Genomic DNA, 13,630 nt, shown 5'->3' with positions numbered 1-13,630 from the left:
AGGCATTAAAAAAGGCCGCCTTAGCGACCTTTGGATCAGATGTTATTTATCACCATGAATTCGGATATATTTGTTACCAAGAAAGCTTTCTCACATGCTGTATTCCAAATACCCCCTCCTTCTTCGGCGACCCCGTTATACTTGGATAGGATGTACTCTCTTATCTGTCCACTATCTAAAATTCTACCGGGATTGGAGCGAATTAGCTCCAAAACAGCAATATTGAACTGCCGATCGTCTAATCCACCAGAGGTGTGCCAAAGACCAGCCAACCAATCATCAAGAGCGTTTATATTTTTCATGCCTTCCCCCAAATTAAAACTCCCTTTAATAATTGCATGCAATATGTTATTGAAAAAATGATTTCAACCTGTTTTCCAATTCTTACGCTCTTCCGCCAGTTTTTCCTCCAGCCCTTTGTTGAAAATGCTGCCGTCTTCGTTGAGCAGCACCGGAATCTGACTGCAGTAGCAGTTAAAGCGATTGCCATCCTTCGAGTACCATTCCCGAACTTCTTCAACTGTGAACAGCTTTCCATGCCGTGATGCGTGCCATGTTCGCGTTGTCGGCTTCAGTGCGGATAAGTGCAGTAGCTTGGTATGCAGACCTAACCTATCCTGCGCCCACGTTGTTTCATTCCATTGAGCCTCACGCAGTGCGCCAACCTGTTCGGTCTGGGCAATCGTTTTAGCCTTGGACATCGATACATCCAGGCGCTTGCTGATTACTTTCATTGTTTCGCGAGGGCTCACTCCGCGCCCCACCGCATCAGCGATGATATTGGCTAAATCGGTACGTGCCGTATCGCTAATGCCCTTCCAGTCGCTGTATGTGGAAACAAAGGCAGCGGCTACCTGATTTTGATATGCCGGTGAAGACAGCAAGGCGCTGAGTGTGGTTTGCGAAGCATAGATGGGCGATTGAACTGACAGGTTGGTATAAGCCCCCAGCGTGCCGCGTTCATACTCAGTAGCGACATACTGAAGCGACCAGATATCCTGTCCGTTACCCGCTAATAGATAGTCGTCCAAAATCGTCTGCATGACCTGCAGAAGGTCTGCCAACTGTTGAGCAGTCATGTCGTAAATGAATGTGCCCGCGTTGACCTGGTAGAGGCTGGGAAGCTCTCCTTCATCATTATTGCAGGCCATCAACGCCGACTGGCCATTACCCACCCTATCCTTTCCAGTTAATCGCTGGTCAAACAGAGCCCGAAGGTCTTTTTTTATGCCGTAATACCTATCTTCGATATCACGATACATTTTATTAATGACTCGGTAGGACTGAGTGGGGTCCGCTTTATTTCGGGGGATGATCGGCGTACCGACTTTAGGTTTCGCTGTCGTCATCATTCAGCGGATCCTTACCGGTTGGCTTTGCGTTTGGATTTGGCGTAGTTGGCTCTTTTATAGGCTCAAGACCACAGGCAGCGCGGACTTCATTAGCATCTACTGATGGTGTTCCGTATGCCTGTTGTGTTTTATATGCAATATCTGCAACCTTAGCGCCGATTTCATACTTTTCACTGTCACTTGGTGCGAGCAAATCTGACCAATCAACCGTAATTTCGCCATTCGCCGGCTGCGCGAGAATACCAATATCGCACCAGCGCTGAATAGTCGTAGTAAGCACCCATGATAGCCAGCCATTGCGCCTTTCGTTACAGGTGGCAGCCCATGCTTTTTTATCTTCAGTGGATGCGAGGTTACCCGTCTGCTTACCGAACAGGATATTAAACGGACAGCGAATGGTAGATGCATAACTATTGGCGGACACGGTCCATGTTGGCGTTGGATCTGCTGCGACTACTGAGAGAACGGAGGTTGTTCCTGATTGGGTAACAAGCGCCGAGTCCGTCCCTCGATTTAACTTGCTGATCTTGTCATTCATAGCCTCATTCAGGGTTTTATAGCCTGCTTCTTTGGCTTGATCTGCGATAGTTTTCATATCTGTCACGCCATCAAAATGGATACCCAACTGACGACTGGCATTCTTCAGGAAACCCTCGGCACTACCACCCTTAGCCTTTTCAATATCAAGCAGGTCATTATAACCAGCCTCATTCAGCGGAATTCCAGACAACATGTTTTCGTCTTCTGAGCCTTCCGCGAGAATTATCACTCGACTCGGGTGAACGGTGACACTACGGACATTGCCATAAGTACCATCATCGCCGACAGGTTGCTCATTGAACGTGTAGTTGATTGGCTGCCCATAGGTATCAGACAAAGTATCAATGTCGTAGTTACCTGGCTTAATCTGAGATTCCCACGCAGGAATTAGCTTAACCAAAGCAGCCTCACCGAGCTTACCAGCAAGCACAGTGTCTACTGGTTCAGACCAAAGCCGATTATCTTTTATCTGCAGGATAATGGCGGAGTAATGTCCGACCATGTTTCGGCGATCGGCATCTTTGATTTTCGCCCAATGCTTTTTCAGCAGCCTGGTTACTGTTTTTTCCCACTGGGTTTCTTTTTTGGACTTGTCTGCAACAGGACCATCAATTACCACTGGCTTATCGACCCAACAGGAGTCCAACGTTTTATGGATGCCTGCATGGGCTGCTGAATTACGCCGGTAAGCTCGGTATAGCATGTCAAAGCTTACGGTGTCCGGGTACCCAAACTCGTCCCATAACTTTGTGCGCTTCGTATTGCCATTAAACTGACCGGCATACAGCGCCCGCTGCCGCCCCATAGCATCAGCAAGGGCATTGACGAGGAATAATGCCTCGTTATTTTGTTCACTCACTGATTACTCCTTAGAAGAATACTGCCCCGACTTGTTTATGGTTGTTCTTGGCTACAGCAAAGTAGCGGAACCCATCAGCGCCGTGAGACGTGTGGTCGTGAAGTGGCTTGTCTTTCCAGCATCCCCGCTTGACGTCCCATTCCTTTCTATACCCTTCCAGATGAGTGATGCCTTCTGCACACTTCTGATCGTCAAATACGCATTTCGGGAGGATTTCACGGACGGACTCAATGCCGGTATCAACGCCAGTTTTCGGCACCACTTTGAACGTCATGGAATAAACCTGGCCGTCAATTTCGTAGCCTTCGCGAGCCAGCTCTTTTCGGGATTTGGCATCAGATCCGAACTCCCTGTTTTCGATGTCGTGCGGGCCCCAGTGGTCGCCATATTCATAACCTCGGTCTTTAAGCACTTTCATGTAGTGCCGCAGACCTTCGCCGGAGTTTTCGTAGTAGTCGATGACGTGGAACTCTTCACCAACCTCGCGCACGAACCAAATGGCTGTAGAGTCACCCACACCGATATCCCAGAACGTGTGAACCGGCAGATGTGAATTATCAGGCAGAGTGCCAATGCGCTTGTTGGTATACAGCCAGCGGAACTGCTTGGCGTAATACGCCCCTTCGACAGACTGTTGGAATGCCTCAGCCGGTATCGTCGGGTATTCCCGTTTCATGTCATCGCCAAGAGTTTTCTCTTTGGCGTAATACCATGCCTTCTGACGCTCATCGAGAGTAACGCCGTGCTTGGCCTCCATCTCGGTGAAGTAATCAACCAGGCGCTGCGGGAGTGGCTCTACCGGGTCGATTGCATACTGCGGATTATTCCACCAGGTGAAGAAGAAAAACTTCCAGTCGAGGTTAGATAACGTTTTACCCTGCAACTGAGCTTTTTCAGCTGATTGGCAGTAATCGAAAAAATACCCGGCACGCCCCTCAGCAGTGCTTTCGATAGTGGTAAAGCAATCGGTAGATACCGCTTCAAAAGCACCAGTAACGATTTCTCGGGCTTTATCCGGGTACTTAGCGCAGATCTTACCGAATTCAGAAACATGCAGGTAACGCAGCGTGCCACCACGAAACGACGTGCTTACGTAGAGTGATCCGCCGTTATTGAAAACCAACTCTCCAACAGAGTCGTTCTTGGCTGGGTTTGCCTTTCTGATGAGTGCTGGGAGGTTATCGTAGGCATACTTTACCTTTTCCCTAAACAGTCGTTTTGCATCGTTCAGGGTATGGGCGATAAGCGCACATTTGGCGGATTCGAACAAGGCTGCATCAAGCTGGACAATACAAACCAGCGTCGTAAAACCAAGCTGGCGCGCTTTCAAAATGATGTTGCGAGTATGAACGCCCTCGAAGTATTCGAGCTGTTCAGGAGTCATCCTGAACTTAACCTTCTTCCCCGATTTGTCGGTGATGAAGTAGAGGTTATTTAAGCGCCAGAATCGGTCTTTAAGGTTCTTCTTCAGCTCGCTGAATTGCTTATTAAGATCAGCCATAAATCACGCCTCAGAAGATATCTCCTTCAACAGGTCCACCATTTCGTCTTCAATGGATAGCTTGGTTTCAATCTTTTGCTTGTTGGTGTAGGCGTCCCCGCATTCTTTTGCTGCCTGCTCAACAATCTGAGCGGCCAAGGCGTAGTTTTTCATTGATTCGGTGCGGGTCGCCATACGATCAAGCACTCGCAGCCGATAGGCTTTGTTAGCGATCGGAATATCTGAAATCTCAGTCTGAAAACGTTCTCGAGTGACGTAAAACAGCTCTACCCATTTCTTCGCAAGCGTCTTTCCGCTGACCTTTGTCGGGTCGTGAGACTCAACCTGCTGACGGGTTATTTTTAGCCCAAACTCTTTTTGGACGGACTCAACCACCAGTGAAGGGGTATCAAAGCACGCAAGCGACTGAATGATGAAGGCTTTTACGTCTGGTTTTAATGCAGCCATGTTTCACCATCCGTCCAATACAGTCCAATATTTACGCCAGCCTCAACATGCAGTTACCGCATGCCCTGGCAATGTTTAGGTGTGCCACCTCCGCAGGCTTGTTGGCCGCATCAACCAGTTCCTGAACTTCCACGCTTGCACCGTACCGGCGAACCACGCCAACAAACTCTTCAACGTCGTGGCCGCGCAGCTTCAGCACCGGCTGACCTTCCCTGTTGAATTTCGGAGCGCCGAATTCATCAGTAGCCTGGGCAATATGGTAGAGCTCATGCTCAACCAGCGCGCAGAACTCCAGATCGGAGCACTGAGCGACGTAATCCGCTGCCAGCGTGATGATGAACTTCGGCACTTCGCCGAACCATTCATGCATCTGCTGCTCCATCCTGGCTTTTTGCCAACCACCGGCACGCATAGCCACCTCTTCAGCCTGACCGAGCACATAGCGCCCTTTCTTCTCAAACGCGGATGATGCCCACATAAACCGTATGTCAGCATCCATCAGGTGAATATGGTCAGGGTTATGCAGGCTGCCGGTGTCACCCAAGATTTGGCTGCGCACCCACTCTTGTACTTCATTTGCTGGAACAAGGCCGATATATGGCATTAGCTGATGTGACTCGATGAACTGCAGGGGCGGATATGGCCGCCGGTCATGGCTGTCATCCGGAACTTGCTTCGCCATGTCTTTCTCCTGCCGGTTGTTAGTAGCATTGAATCAGCCACTCACTGAATGGCTGTTGCGATGCTTACGCTTCTGGGCCGTTGAGAATCAACAGTGCCTCTTTGCTTTCCTGAATAGCCTTCCGCGCCCTGGAAATTACCTCAAGGTGCATCAATTCAGGGCGCTCAAACTGTTTCTCAAAAAGCTCTGCGCTAAAAGGGTCGTCTGCCACAAACGCAATGGCGTCGGCTGCTGCTGCGGTGTCATAACCAACCAGGCTCAATAACTTGAGGCGGATGCTCTGCGCCTGAGTGACTTCTTTCGTTTCGGACATTAAAGCCTCCTATTCTTGCGGGCATAAAAAAACCCGCCGAAGCGGGTCGTTATCGAAGCTCTGTTACTTCTTGCCGTTGGCCTCAGCCATTTGCAGATAAACCGGTGCGGAGCCGGTAGGTAGCCTTTTGCTCACCTCACGGTAGTGCGCCACCCGCTCGCGAAAGTACTCACGCAGATGCTCAGGCTGCTCTCGCTCCACCTGGTCAGCTATCACTGGCTGGTTCATGCGCTCTTTGTACGCAACGCCTGATGCTGCAAGGTCTACGTTTACCTTGTCCATTTCTTCTTTTGGCAGATTGCCGAGATTGTATGACATGGGATCCTCCTATTGGGGAGGATTATACATCAGCATTATCGGTAGCACTCAGTGAATGCCACCTGTAATACCTCACTGCACCTTGGGTGGCGGCGGGGTCGGGGCTGGCTTGACATAGTGCTCCGGTGGTGGCGGATTTCTACCGCACTTCTGCATGCAACAAAAATTCTGCCGTGGCCTTGGAGGTGGCGGCGGAGGCGATGGCTTGATGTAATTGGCTGGCGGCGGAGGATTGCGCATGCAGCCCCCACTACGCTTGCCAATAAATATCACGCTCAATGCAAAACCGAGGCCGAGGTACATCAAGGCACTCTCAATTTCGCTCATAGTTCCGCCCTTTTGGGACTGTTTTTACCTTCATGCTGATGCACTTCATCATCAGCCAATCCCATTTTGTTAAATAAGCGATAACCAGAATGGGCATTACCCAGCGGCGCAGCCTGACTTCACATACCAGATTGCATGTCATTGCTTTATCCTTTCCGCGTCTAACTGACGAATCGCCAGCAGTTGGTTGTTCGCCTTGTCGAGCGCAGCCAGCAGCGGATCAATCCACAGCACCGCCTGGCAATATGTCAGGGTGCCGGAGGCAGTGGTGCCAGCACCGGTTGCGTCAGCGTCGCCGGTATCGGCTGACATTGCGCGGGTACGTAAACTGTTCGTGTAGTCGAGCAGCCCACCAGCAATAGCGGCAGGCACAGCCAAATCGCACGTAGGCTGATTTTTGAGGATTGTCCGGTATTCAATTTCTTTCCTCTGAGTGGCCGCGTCGGTGGTTATTCCGTACTGGCTTGCTGCGGTGCTGATTGCGTTGGCACGTTGGAACTGAAACGACTGGGTAGCAATGGTAGTCGCCTGCAGGCTGTTATCGCTCTGAAGCTGCTTAGCCTGCTCACCAGCCTTTACCGCGTTACCGTGGAAGTGAAAAGCCAGCCATGCCAGCACAATGAAGATGATCAGCAGAACGGCAACAATGACCGCCGTTAATCGGTTCATTTGTCTAGCCCCCAGCAAGCGAGCTCTGATTCCTGATCGCGCCGTAACACCTGACCAAAACAGTTGTTCGAGCGGATCCGGCAATCCCGGCCACCGTCGAATATCCAGCGGCGGATTTCTCGGCATGCCCCAAGGCGATCACCGGCGTTCAGCTTCCGGTAGAAAGTGGAGGTGAAACACTTCGCGGGGCCAATGTTCCACGGACAAAACGAGGCAATTCCGACTTTTTGCGGTTCGGTCAGCGTCACCTTGACGTTGCGTTCTACCCAGTCCAGCGCTTTTTTCTGCTCGGCCGCGTCAATCTTCTTGCACTGCTCGGCGGTAAGGCGTTGGCCCTTCACAACCTTCTGGCCGTTGACCATTGTCACCCCACCGCAGACTGTCCAGATCCCGCCAGCATCCTGATACGCCGTTAGCCGCTGTCCTTCCTTCTCATCCTGAAACTGCGACATTATCACCGGCGCTGAAGCACCAGCGGTGATCAATGCCAGTATCGCGGCACTGAGTTTGGATTTACTTATCGCCATATCAGCCCTCTGCCCTGCGCATTGCTTCCGCCACTACTTCCACCGCTGCAGGACGCTCCCCTTCTGGCTTAACTGACACGCCGTGTAGGTAGTCCTGCATAATTTGAGTGCGCCGCCGCTCCTCGGCCAAGCGCTCACGCTCTTCTTTTCGCTTTGCGTAGTACGTCTTGATCGTGAAGAAGGCCGATATCACCGCGCCAATGATAAATATGTAATCCTGCAGCGACAGCAACGAAAAGAAGCCGAGCAGTGCCGACCACCAGTACGGCAGGTTTGGGTTGTCTGGGTGCATTTTCATGACTCCACCTCCCGGTTATCGGGCTGTGCTGTAGTAAAAGAAAAGGCCCGCGTAGAGCGGGCCTAATGTTCTTGATATCTTAGCTGTAGGCTAAAGAGATGACTGATGGAACCGTACTGAGAGGAAATATAACCCCAACAAGGTTGTTGTTATAACATTAAGCAAAATCAAAGAGTAAAAGAAGAAGAATACTGTTTTTAGCACCATCAACACTTGAATTGATGTTGTGGCAAGCAACCATATTGAAAGCGTCTTCCCTATAAGCAGGGAAACCAGGCCGATGCAAAAAAGCACAAAGCTGGTTAATGCCAAATATCCAAATAGATAGCAAACAAACCGTCTTCTTGTAAGAGTAACCTTTAACTTTTTCCCCCTGAACTTCTCTATCAAAGTTGGAGGGTCTCCAGACATCACTTCATCTATTGTTGCGTTAGAGAAGGTAGATACGGCGGCTAACGCAGCTATATAAAAACCGATCAACACTTGTAACAGCCCGTTGACCTGAGATAGTAGTCCACCATTGCCAATTAGTGGAATTTTATTGCTAGAAAAATAATAAACAATAGTTATTATTACACTACCAATAAATGGGATTATATAATCGTACCATTTTTTCTCTTCATGTTTGATACGCAAATAACCCAATGGTGAAAACAGTTTCATTCCGAAACCTCATCTATAAAAGCCCTACCATGCTTGCAGAAAGCTGCTGATGTATGGCGCTCTCGCATTGATTTATCCCACCAGCAAGAATGACCTTCTCGCTCTTGGTGAAGAGCTTGGTAGCAGCATCCTCATTCCGATCAAGATCAAGGCTGGCCTGCTTCCCATCCTTAGAATAACTGATTGATACCTTAGTGTACCCAGACTGCTGGCCTTTCTTTCTGAGGATTCTTAGAAGTTTTTCTTTGTACTTCGGCGGCGGCTGTTTCACGATTTTGTATCTCACAGACCTTTCCGCTAGTTCGGTATAGGAGGTCTTATCCATCCCACCCATCTTCTTAGTGCTAACCAGCTTGACGTTGTGAAGCTTGGCCCCCTGAAGAGCGTCCATTAAAGTCTGGGACCCATGGGAAACAATAGCCAATTTAGGACGGTGCTTACATTTAGCTTTTGTTGCCGGATTTTGAAATTCCTGCCCATCAAAAGCATCCTTAAGTAGAGCGTTTAGGAACGGTTCGAGTATCGACTTACTGATACCCGGCACTGACTCTACTAGAGTCTTAAAATGGTCTGCTGTGAAAGGAACCACCGAGGTTGATATGACTATATGGCTAGATACGGCTATCCCCTCACCTGCGAGCTTTGGCTCAAGCCTTAACGCCCCTGTTGCCAACTCCCCAAAAACAGGGTCAGACCCGTTCTGATCGCAGAGTTGAACTAACATTACAGCATGAGGATCGCCATCAGCATAGGTCATTTCTGAAATGCGGACAGCTCTAGTTCTGTTATTGTACAGCTTTACTGCATCGCCCTGATCTACAAGATTCTTTAGTCTTAGTAACACTTCATTTACGGGTATATCAGGAGCTGCTGGGTGCGTGGGTGAAAAAGAAAAATCAAAAAATGAAACCCATCTGTCAAGATTCGATAACACGTTATACCCTTAATTTGTCAATTTCCTTTAGAGAAAAATTAACACAAAATTGGCATAAATAAAGTGAGTGTAAAAAAATATTTCCTATAAAACCAACTAACAAATTTCAGCCACCAACCGTAAACGAGTCGGCGATACGGGGTGTGCCAGTGTGTGTCGGATGTTGGCTGGGGCTGAAATGCAAAAAGGCCATGCATAAGCGCAGCCATTAATGATTGTTGTGACACCAGGGCGCTACCCCTGCTTACTTCCGGCCGCTCGGTTTCTGTATTGGCGGTATGGTGGCCGCCCAGCCGATTTCCGGTCTTCCTCCCGCCTGCGGTGCAGTGCGCTTGCACACATCACAACGGAAAGAGCACTGCTTAATTCAACAACTATCAGGCAACAAGGTTTCTCAGGCCCGCCCGATAGCGGCCCATACTCCAGCGCTTGCAGTGCTCTTACCTGTTGTACCGCTACCAGCAGCGCTTCTCTGATTCGAATTTCTCAGCTAGCTTATCTGCATCAGGCAGCAGAGCCCAGGTGATATAAAAATCATGCGGCAGCAGCTCGCTACCCATCCAAGGGTAAATACCAACGTGATAAACCTCACCGTCCTCCTCTCGAGCACGGATAAATCCATCATGCCAACCATCGCAAGGATTGAACACAAGCACCGCGCGGCCATTCAGATCAGCGGTCGGTAATTCGCTGGCGGGTCGGAAAACGAGACTCTCGGTAACGTGTTTTGACATCCTACCTCCAGATACGAGAAAACCCGCTCGGAGGCGGGTTCTTTTGATGTGTCGGTGGTGATTTGTCAGCCCGTAGACATTGAAATCCCATCATTAAGAGCAAATCTAGCCAAATTTATTCAAAAATGCAAGAGTTGGTTTCTAAAATTTGCAAATTAGTTGACATAATACTCAATCATGCGAATTTGATGTCACCCTGCCAAGCACTATCTCAGCTGATTCAGCGTCCTGGTAACACTTGCTGATCAGCATCTGATAGAAGCGCTGCCAGTTTCTATTCCACGTTGGTTGGCTCAGGTCTGGTATTAACCCCTTAACCACCTTGTACGCCGGGGCCGTAGTTGTTGGCTTTAGCCCTGTCCCGTGACATCTACTGCAGGTTTTTTCTACGGCATTGCCTCCTGCCTTTGTGGCCGCGATATCGTATACCTTCCCGCTTCCACCACATCTGCAGCGCGCCCTTACTATGTCCGCAGTTCTGCAGTAATCATCAACCGCAAGCTTGGACAACAGCACCATGCAACGCGCCATCTGTCTACCGGCAGCTTTACCCACCAGCTTTGGGGCCTGTTTAAGAGCAAGCTGAGCTAGCCGCTCTATCGCCTTTTCTCTCTCTGATCTGTCTTTGTTAAATTTTGCATAGAGCAGGCTGAGCCCTTGCGCCTCCCTGGACTGCGTGATCCCCAATGCAACCATGACATCGGTATAGCCCCCTTGCCCGCCGCCTTGGCACTGCGAGGCTCTAACAATCCGCCTCTCTTGCTGTATTCCATCCTGACCGATTAGCAACTTTGACTGCGGTTTCGTGTCTGGAGCCATACTCATAACAGAAGGAGACTTTGGGCTGCTGGCTAAAAGTGCGTGCTCTATTCTCATGCTATTTCTCCGATAATGATTTTGCCTACTTCGCCCCAAACCTTTGTTACTCGACCGTCCCAGATCCGGCAGTCGTCCTCAAAAACGGCATCCAACAAAGCCTTTTCCAAGTTGTCTTTATCAGGCTTCTGCTGATGCGGTTTACCGGCCATCTCGGCACGCTTTTTCTTGCTCCAGCTATCTGGCATGGGTAATACAAACGTCACGTGATAGCCGCACTCAGGCAGTGATATGCGGTTCAATCTCACCTCGTCACAAAAAGCGCGGTAGCGGAGAACTGGCGGGCGCTTGGCCCACCGGTCTTTTTGCGTTTGGCGTGGTTTTGGGATCGGGACGATGTTGTATGTCCTCACGCTATTGCTCCTATGCCTACCGAGTAATCGAAGAACTGCGCAAACAAGTCTGTTTGGCTACCATGCTCTGCTTCCCACGCTGTTGGGTTGTCATGCAGGTTACGATGACAGGTGCGGCACAACGGGATTGTCAGGTAGTCGCTTGGCTTGGTGCCCATGCCGCCGAGACCGTGCCCGATGATGTGGTGAGGATCGTCAGCACGCGCACCGCAACCACAGCACGGCTGAGTTTTTACCCACCGGGTGTATTTGCTGTCTTCGACGCGCGTCAGTTTGGGGCGCAGCATAAAAGCCTTCGGAGGTTCAGGATCAACCTTGAAAGCCTTCATCGCGTTCCTGGTCAGAATTTCAGTGGGTGCAGGGCCAACAGCCATGTCAGATTCCTTTCTTGCCCCAGATACCCGTACCGGATTCGGTAGCGCTAAAAGTTCGGCCGATATCTCGTTGGGGATCAGATCAACAACACCGGAAATTGCCGCCCACAGTACGAGTTCCGGCACCGTCAGTTGCCCTGGTGACTTGAGCCGCCATTTCGCTGTTTCAACAACCCAACGTGCCGCGTTCGTATTCGCCAGTTCATCAAGCTTTGGCGAGATATGCCCGTCGGTCTTGTTGTCGCAACCCCAGCACATTCGCATAGCCGAATTTCCATAGCGGCGAGTTTCCAGCTGGCGAGGCTTCTCATCTCCGCAGTACTGACACCCCATAAACCGCGTTGCCCAGGCTTCTATCGAGCTAATACCACCAGCAGCGCCAATAACCCGCTCATGTTGGAAGAAAGACTGCAAGCGGGGATCGTTCGCTATCTCGTGCTCCACTTTGGGCAGGGCACCCTCTGGCAATTCCTTGTATTCGTCAGGCACGGTTGAAATCATCACTCGTCCTGACAGGTACGGCAGCAAGGTTTGATCAGCCTTAATCAGAGCAATGCCCATGTCTCGCTGCACGTTGGACTTCAGAATCATTCTCATTAGGAAATCCTCGCTAAATCGTTTTCACTGGCCATTTCTACGGCCTTTGCCCAAATTCCTACAAATGCGCGTCGGGCATCGAAATCGCTCATGCGGCCCAATGCCCCGGACATTTCCTTCGCCAGTCGTTCCACCTCGTTACGTGGCTGCTGCCTCTGGGATACCAGTCGGGTGTAAGCCTCATCACGTGCCGCATTGTCCAAGCGCTGAACCTTCGGCAGGTCGTTGGCCCGCTCCTCTTTCACGCTCAGGTAGCACGCCTCAGTGATCAGGTAATCAAAATCCTTTTTCCTCCAGGTCCTGCCCGTTTGGGTATCTGCACGGTCTTCCAGCATCCAGCGGCATTTCTTCGCGATGTAGCGTAGGTAGGCCCCCCACTTCTCCGTGGTTAAGTCGTAGTCCTTCCAGAGTTTGCGCAGCCCCTTTCGGCGGCCATCAGTCATCTTGAGCACAACAGGCAGCTCTGGCAGCGTGGTGTGGAATGCTTCCAGCACAGCGGCGTAATCGATTTTCAGAGAATCCTCTGGCGACTGGTCTGTCGGCGCAGCCGGCGGACGTACAGTCTTTTTCTCTGTAGTAATCTCTGTAGTATTCTTTGTTGTATTCTCTGTAGGATCGGAATGGGCTTTCCCGTCCCCGCCAACGAGGCTTTCCCGTGCTGGCGAATCAGGGTTTCCCGTGTTCGCGAAATGGGTTTTCCCGGTTTCCCGAGATGGGTTTTGCCCATTTGGGGAAATATCAATAGCTTGCGTTAGGATTGTGTCCAATTTGTCAGTATCTATGCGATAGTATATTTTGTGCTCAAGACGCTTATTTGTTTCTATCAGCACGCCTTTTCGCTTCAGTTTTTTGCGCGCGTTCAACTGCTCTTCATAGGTAAGCCCAGTTTCCACTTCGATCTCCTCAGTGGTCTTGTAGATGCCTAATTCGGACGTCTCTTTACCGGTCCAGTAGAAGAACTGGCAGAACAGGACTACCGCGTTTACGCTACCCAAGTGCTTCACAAGCCCAGGGTAATACGCAACCGGGTTGCCAAATTCGCGCACCAGATCGGATGGCTTCATACTTCAACCTTTTTGAATTTTTTCTTGAAATCTCTTCGCGGGCAGACACACAGACCATGCTCATAACCGGGCCGACCGAAGAAGCTCGGGCGATTGAAGATCACCCTCTGGTTATTCGTGTCCACGCCAATGACGTGCACTACAACGCCGTAGCTGTCGCGGAAATACATATCCAAAGCCTCAATGCGTTCTTCTTCCATCA

The 13,630-nt window shown here is 50.3% G+C and carries 19 protein-coding genes; all 19 read right to left on the bottom strand.

Translation table 11 applies throughout. The annotated features are described in order from the left end of the window. Nucleotides 1–35: 35 nt before the first annotated feature. The 19 genes from JEM67_RS09985 to JEM67_RS09895 all read right to left on the bottom strand — a co-directional run bounded on the left by JEM67_RS09985 (nucleotide 36) and on the right by JEM67_RS09895 (nucleotide 13,628). Nucleotides 36–302 (bottom strand): hypothetical protein, encoded by a 267-nt coding sequence (locus JEM67_RS09985; RefSeq protein WP_199639663.1) that lies wholly within the window; start codon nucleotides 300–302, stop codon nucleotides 36–38. 63 nt (nucleotides 303–365) lie between these two features. Further along, nucleotides 366–1,352, bottom strand: a complete 987-nt coding sequence (locus JEM67_RS09980) for a phage minor head protein (RefSeq protein ID WP_233527900.1) — start codon at nucleotides 1,350–1,352, stop codon at nucleotides 366–368. After that, entirely contained in the window at nucleotides 1,330–2,751 is a 1,422-nt protein-coding gene (locus JEM67_RS09975) for an anti-CBASS protein Acb1 family protein (RefSeq protein WP_199639665.1), read from the bottom strand. Before JEM67_RS09975 ends, JEM67_RS09980 begins: the two co-directional genes overlap by 23 nt. A 10-nt stretch (nucleotides 2,752–2,761) precedes the next feature. After that, complete coding sequence (locus tag JEM67_RS09970; RefSeq protein ID WP_199639668.1) at nucleotides 2,762–4,252, bottom strand: terminase; 1,491 nt, start codon at nucleotides 4,250–4,252, stop codon at nucleotides 2,762–2,764. Nucleotides 4,253–4,255: 3 nt separating this feature from the next. Continuing rightward, nucleotides 4,256–4,699, bottom strand: a complete 444-nt coding sequence (locus tag JEM67_RS09965; RefSeq protein WP_199639670.1) for a DUF2280 domain-containing protein — start codon at nucleotides 4,697–4,699, stop codon at nucleotides 4,256–4,258. A gap of 31 nt (nucleotides 4,700–4,730) precedes the next feature. Further along, on the bottom strand, nucleotides 4,731–5,381 hold the full coding sequence (locus tag JEM67_RS09960; protein WP_199639672.1) for a putative metallopeptidase: 651 nt from the start codon (nucleotides 5,379–5,381) through the stop codon (nucleotides 4,731–4,733). 64 nt (nucleotides 5,382–5,445) lie between these two features. Beyond that, nucleotides 5,446–5,694: a DUF2560 family protein gene (locus JEM67_RS09955; protein ID WP_199639674.1), complete on the bottom strand. Its 249-nt coding sequence runs from the start codon at nucleotides 5,692–5,694 to the stop codon at nucleotides 5,446–5,448. A 63-nt stretch (nucleotides 5,695–5,757) separates the two neighbouring features. Further along, a complete protein-coding gene (locus JEM67_RS09950) occupies nucleotides 5,758–6,012 on the bottom strand; it encodes a DNA polymerase III subunit theta (protein ID WP_199639702.1) in 255 nt (84 codons plus the stop codon). Nucleotides 6,013–6,477: 465 nt separating this feature from the next. Next, on the bottom strand, nucleotides 6,478–7,008 hold the full coding sequence (locus JEM67_RS09945) for a hypothetical protein (RefSeq protein WP_426406351.1): 531 nt from the start codon (nucleotides 7,006–7,008) through the stop codon (nucleotides 6,478–6,480). Further along, on the bottom strand, nucleotides 7,005–7,535 hold the full coding sequence (locus JEM67_RS09940) for a lysozyme (RefSeq protein ID WP_199635070.1): 531 nt from the start codon (nucleotides 7,533–7,535) through the stop codon (nucleotides 7,005–7,007). The genes JEM67_RS09945 and JEM67_RS09940 overlap by 4 nt, the downstream gene beginning before the upstream one ends. A gap of 1 nt (nucleotide 7,536) precedes the next feature. Further along, on the bottom strand, nucleotides 7,537–7,833 hold the full coding sequence (locus JEM67_RS09935; protein WP_187961408.1) for a hypothetical protein: 297 nt from the start codon (nucleotides 7,831–7,833) through the stop codon (nucleotides 7,537–7,539). Between the two features lie 90 nt (nucleotides 7,834–7,923). Beyond that, on the bottom strand, nucleotides 7,924–8,496 hold the full coding sequence (locus tag JEM67_RS09930; RefSeq protein WP_199635071.1) for a hypothetical protein: 573 nt from the start codon (nucleotides 8,494–8,496) through the stop codon (nucleotides 7,924–7,926). A gap of 13 nt (nucleotides 8,497–8,509) precedes the next feature. Continuing rightward, a complete protein-coding gene (locus tag JEM67_RS09925) occupies nucleotides 8,510–9,430 on the bottom strand; it encodes a hypothetical protein (protein ID WP_233527584.1) in 921 nt (306 codons plus the stop codon). Between the two features lie 455 nt (nucleotides 9,431–9,885). Further along, a complete protein-coding gene (locus tag JEM67_RS09920; RefSeq protein WP_199635072.1) occupies nucleotides 9,886–10,164 on the bottom strand; it encodes a hypothetical protein in 279 nt (92 codons plus the stop codon). Between the two features lie 171 nt (nucleotides 10,165–10,335). Then, nucleotides 10,336–11,040, bottom strand: coding sequence for an antitermination protein (locus JEM67_RS09915; RefSeq protein WP_199635073.1), 705 nt, complete (start codon nucleotides 11,038–11,040; stop codon nucleotides 10,336–10,338). After that, entirely contained in the window at nucleotides 11,037–11,393 is a 357-nt protein-coding gene (locus JEM67_RS09910; protein ID WP_199635074.1) for a RusA family crossover junction endodeoxyribonuclease, read from the bottom strand. The genes JEM67_RS09915 and JEM67_RS09910 overlap by 4 nt, the downstream gene beginning before the upstream one ends. Then, nucleotides 11,390–12,364, bottom strand: coding sequence for a DUF968 domain-containing protein (locus JEM67_RS09905; protein WP_199635075.1), 975 nt, complete (start codon nucleotides 12,362–12,364; stop codon nucleotides 11,390–11,392). The genes JEM67_RS09910 and JEM67_RS09905 overlap by 4 nt, the downstream gene beginning before the upstream one ends. Further along, entirely contained in the window at nucleotides 12,364–13,428 is a 1,065-nt protein-coding gene (locus JEM67_RS09900; RefSeq protein WP_199635076.1) for a hypothetical protein, read from the bottom strand. Before JEM67_RS09900 ends, JEM67_RS09905 begins: the two co-directional genes overlap by 1 nt. Beyond that, a complete protein-coding gene (locus JEM67_RS09895; RefSeq protein ID WP_199635077.1) occupies nucleotides 13,425–13,628 on the bottom strand; it encodes a DUF4222 domain-containing protein in 204 nt (67 codons plus the stop codon). The genes JEM67_RS09900 and JEM67_RS09895 overlap by 4 nt, the downstream gene beginning before the upstream one ends. Between the last annotated feature and the right edge of the window lie 2 nt (nucleotides 13,629–13,630).

Source organism: Serratia sp. PAMC26656 (assembly GCF_016469055.2).
Classification (GTDB): Bacteria; Pseudomonadota; Gammaproteobacteria; order Enterobacterales; family Enterobacteriaceae; genus Serratia; species Serratia plymuthica.
The sequence above is the reverse complement of the archived record's forward strand: the minus strand, read 5'-3'. Positions and strand labels throughout refer to the sequence as shown.

Coding starts and splice junctions, on each gene's coding strand:
- JEM67_RS09985 (WP_199639663.1), bottom strand. CDS start 302: ATGAAAAATATAAACGCTCTTGATGATTGGTTGGCTGGTCTTTGGCAC.
- JEM67_RS09980 (WP_233527900.1), bottom strand. CDS start 1,352: ATGATGACGACAGCGAAACCTAAAGTCGGTACGCCGATCATCCCCCGA.
- JEM67_RS09970 (WP_199639668.1), bottom strand. CDS start 4,252: ATGGCTGATCTTAATAAGCAATTCAGCGAGCTGAAGAAGAACCTTAAA.
- JEM67_RS09965 (WP_199639670.1), bottom strand. CDS start 4,699: ATGGCTGCATTAAAACCAGACGTAAAAGCCTTCATCATTCAGTCGCTT.
- JEM67_RS09960 (WP_199639672.1), bottom strand. CDS start 5,381: ATGGCGAAGCAAGTTCCGGATGACAGCCATGACCGGCGGCCATATCCG.
- JEM67_RS09955 (WP_199639674.1), bottom strand. CDS start 5,694: ATGTCCGAAACGAAAGAAGTCACTCAGGCGCAGAGCATCCGCCTCAAG.
- JEM67_RS09950 (WP_199639702.1), bottom strand. CDS start 6,012: ATGTCATACAATCTCGGCAATCTGCCAAAAGAAGAAATGGACAAGGTA.
- JEM67_RS09945 (WP_426406351.1), bottom strand. CDS start 7,008: ATGAACCGATTAACGGCGGTCATTGTTGCCGTTCTGCTGATCATCTTC.
- JEM67_RS09940 (WP_199635070.1), bottom strand. CDS start 7,535: ATGGCGATAAGTAAATCCAAACTCAGTGCCGCGATACTGGCATTGATC.
- JEM67_RS09935 (WP_187961408.1), bottom strand. CDS start 7,833: ATGAAAATGCACCCAGACAACCCAAACCTGCCGTACTGGTGGTCGGCA.
- JEM67_RS09930 (WP_199635071.1), bottom strand. CDS start 8,496: ATGAAACTGTTTTCACCATTGGGTTATTTGCGTATCAAACATGAAGAG.
- JEM67_RS09920 (WP_199635072.1), bottom strand. CDS start 10,164: ATGTCAAAACACGTTACCGAGAGTCTCGTTTTCCGACCCGCCAGCGAA.
- JEM67_RS09915 (WP_199635073.1), bottom strand. CDS start 11,040: ATGAGAATAGAGCACGCACTTTTAGCCAGCAGCCCAAAGTCTCCTTCT.
- JEM67_RS09905 (WP_199635075.1), bottom strand. CDS start 12,364: ATGAGAATGATTCTGAAGTCCAACGTGCAGCGAGACATGGGCATTGCT.
- JEM67_RS09900 (WP_199635076.1), bottom strand. CDS start 13,428: ATGAAGCCATCCGATCTGGTGCGCGAATTTGGCAACCCGGTTGCGTAT.
- JEM67_RS09895 (WP_199635077.1), bottom strand. CDS start 13,628: ATGGAAGAAGAACGCATTGAGGCTTTGGATATGTATTTCCGCGACAGC.